Here is a 3,089-nt window from a genome sequence, read left to right on the forward strand (position 1 = left end):
GGTTGCGTTGATAGAGATTCGTGCCAAGCCACAGCAGGTCCGCCGTGAGCTGGTTGCCTATCTCGCCTTGCCCGAGGGCCGCCAGGTGCGCGACACCGACTGTCGCTGTGCGCTGGTCGTACCCATGCTCGCTTTCATATTGGCGGTCCGTCAGTGCGGCCAGTAGCGTGACGCTCGGCAGCATGGCAATCGGTAACTCGCCCTGCACGGACGACTCCACGTACTGGTCTTTGTGGGCGAGACTGTCCGGTGCGACAGGCCCCCCGGCAATCGGCGCCCCGGGCGCGAATGTCACGAATGGACTGGATGGGCCGAAATTGGCATTCGACGTTGTGCCGATACCGATACTCGCGCTGAGCTTCGGCCGCGCGACAGTCGGCGTGCATCCACTGTTCCTGTAGAAGGTGATCAGCTTTTGGATGGCGGGGGGTACCAAGTAACCCTTCTCGATACGCGCGAGCGTCTCGAGCGATAAATCACGCTCGCCGAGCTGGCAATACAGCACCGCAGCGTCGAGAAGCGCTCCGGCGCGGCGTGGGTCCCGTTCAACCAGTTCGTTCAATAACGCGAGCGCGTGCTGACTGTGACCGTTGTCGGTCTCGACCTGTGCCTGCGCCTGCAGATCCTCGTCAATGACTTGCTGCAGGTCGATGTCGGGTGTTTGAGCGTGCACATGCGAAGCGACGATGCAGCAAACGAGACCCGCGCTCAAAAGGCGGCTAATGGACTGCATCGCGCTCCACTTCATCTAGCACGTAGAGCAATTCGGGGGCGACGCGCCCGCGCAACGTGGCGTGAGCAAATGCACGCAGTGCGTGACGGGTGACAAGACGCGCCGTTTCTTGCCCCACTAGCAAGTCCGTTTCAACGACCTTGGCGTAATCCTGAAGTCGCGATGCCACGTTGATCGCATCGCCAATGGCGGTGTAGGACTGACGTGATGTCGAGCCGAGTTCACCCACCACGGCGCTCCCGCTGTTGACGCCGATACGCACGCGGATTGTCTGGCCGTTCATCAGGGGGTCGCTCTTCTGGTTCAGGGCGTCGAGTTCACGCAGCATCGCGCGCGCGCAGTCGAGCGCACGGTCGGCGTGATCCGCCTGCGTGAGCGGGGCGCCCCAAAACGCCATCAACGAATCGCCGATGTACTTATCGAGCGTACCCGCGGTCTCATACACGCAATGAGTCAGCCGCGTGAGAATGACCTCGGTCATGGCGACCAGGCGCTCGGGTGGCATCTGTTCCGCTAGCCGCGTGTAGCCCTCGATGTCGACGAATAGCACCGAGATCTCGCGGCGCTCCGGCTTGAACGCGCTAAAGCCGTGACGCCGCACGATTTCGCGCAGCACGGTGGGCGGCAGGTAACGGCTAAAGCGCCGCTCGAACGAACGTATCGCCGCCTGCGAGAAGATCCATTCAAAGGGCGCCTGAATCAGCATATAGACTGCTGCGGGTACGAGTGGCAACGCCGCCAGGTCGGCTGCCACTGCGTGCGTCGAGAGCACGAGCGCAAGCCAAAGCGACGTTGTCACGATGAGCGCCAGCAACGCTAGCGGCGCCCGCTGCAGCCTGAACAGCAAAGCAAACACGATGGTCGCGCAGGCCGTCCACGCGATCGGCAACTCTCTGGAAGCGGCCCTGAATGTGCCCGTCACGTTGCCGTCGAGCAGATGCGAAAGGAGTTCCGCGTGCACGATCACGGCGGGTAACCACGGGGCGATCGGCGACGCGATATGGTCTTCCAGTCCGATCGACGAGGAACCAACGAGCACAACCCGGTCGGCTAACAGCGCAGACGGCGCGTTTCCGGCGAGCACCTCCAGCGCGGGCACGACATCAAAGGATTGCATTGACAGGTGATACGGAATACTCATGAGTCCGTGCGCATCGGTGGGCAGCGATTCAATAGAAAACGCGGGCGATTGCCCGGCGCGCCGGCAATGCAGCATGGCCCACGCGAGCATCGGATAGGCGACCCCTTCGTAGCGGATCAGGGGCGGAATCGAACGCACGACGCCGTCCAGGTCGGCACTCGGGGTCACGTGTCCCACGCAGACATTCGGATCGCTAAAGAAGTTGCCAATGAAACCCGCGGCAACCGGCGCCCGCAATGCATCCCCCCTGGCCGCAAGCGCGCCTCCGACGTACCCGGCCTTGGGTGCCTCCACATTGCGCGATAGATCGAACGCTTGCGCAAACACGAGCGGATACCGATGTGCAAGCGCAAGCAGCGCACGATCGCCGTCGGGCTGTCCCGCGTCGGGCAGCAAGATGTCCAGCCCGACCGACCGGGCGTGATACTGCGTGAAGAGATTCTGCGCTAGCTGTGCGAGGACTGCGCGTGGCCAAGGCCATGGACCGATCGCGTCGAGCGAGTGTTCGTCGATGTCGATTACCGCGATTCGCGCATCGCGTGTGGTGGCGAGCATATGGACCTGCCGCCAGTCGTCGAGCGCGAATCCGATCCGCCGATACGGCTCGGGTGACCACGCGCCGCTCCCCAGCGACCACGCTACCAGGGAAATCAGCGCAAACAGGGTCAGGCGAACGCGGTCAAGTTGTGTGAGGCGTTCTAGCGGCCCCACAGCGTCGCTCCAACCGCGGTGGTCGTTGCGCCGAGGCCCTGTGTGAAGAGATAGCCAGCCTGCGTTGCGTTCTTGCCCGCCAGCGCGCCAGTGATAATCGCAGGCGAGACATAGGCGCCCGCGAGCTTGCCGTCACTTGAGACCGTTCCAAATCCAGAGACCGAATAGTTCGAGCCGTTTGCGGCGAGGTTCAGTTGGGTCGTGAAGGTTCCAGTGCCGAAATTGATCGACAGTGACGGGTTGCTGATCGCAGCCTTGCTGGCGATGCCAGTCGACGAATCCATTACATAGGCTTGCGAGTGTTGCAGCCCAAACGTAAAGTTACCGGTGGCCGGCATGACCATGTCCGTCTGCGGCGTACGGGTCATGGTGAACGGCAGGATCGTACCGACCTGCTCGCTGCCAAGCGCCAGGACGTCGGCGAACGTAGTTTTCGCGGGCATCGACGCCAGGGGGGTGAAACGGCCCCAGAAAATCTGCTGGGCTTCCGGCACGACTACGGGG

General features: G+C 62.7%; 1 protein-coding gene and 2 pseudogenes. All 3 read right to left on the minus strand.

The window, feature by feature from the left end; genetic code table 11:
• A pseudogene (locus WCA53_RS33205) lies at window positions 1–733 on the minus strand (tetratricopeptide repeat protein); the annotation flags it as partial.
• Entirely contained in the window at window positions 720–2,585 is a 1,866-nt protein-coding gene (locus WCA53_RS33210; protein ID WP_423922033.1) for a CHASE2 domain-containing protein, read from the minus strand. The pseudogene WCA53_RS33205 and the gene WCA53_RS33210, both read right to left, overlap by 14 nt.
• Window positions 2,573–3,089 (minus strand): annotated as a pseudogene (locus tag WCA53_RS33215) (hypothetical protein); the annotation flags it as partial. The pseudogene WCA53_RS33215 and the gene WCA53_RS33210, both read right to left, overlap by 13 nt.

Source organism: Caballeronia sp., assembly GCF_049581465.1.
In the GTDB taxonomy this organism is placed as follows: domain Bacteria; phylum Pseudomonadota; class Gammaproteobacteria; order Burkholderiales; family Burkholderiaceae; genus Caballeronia.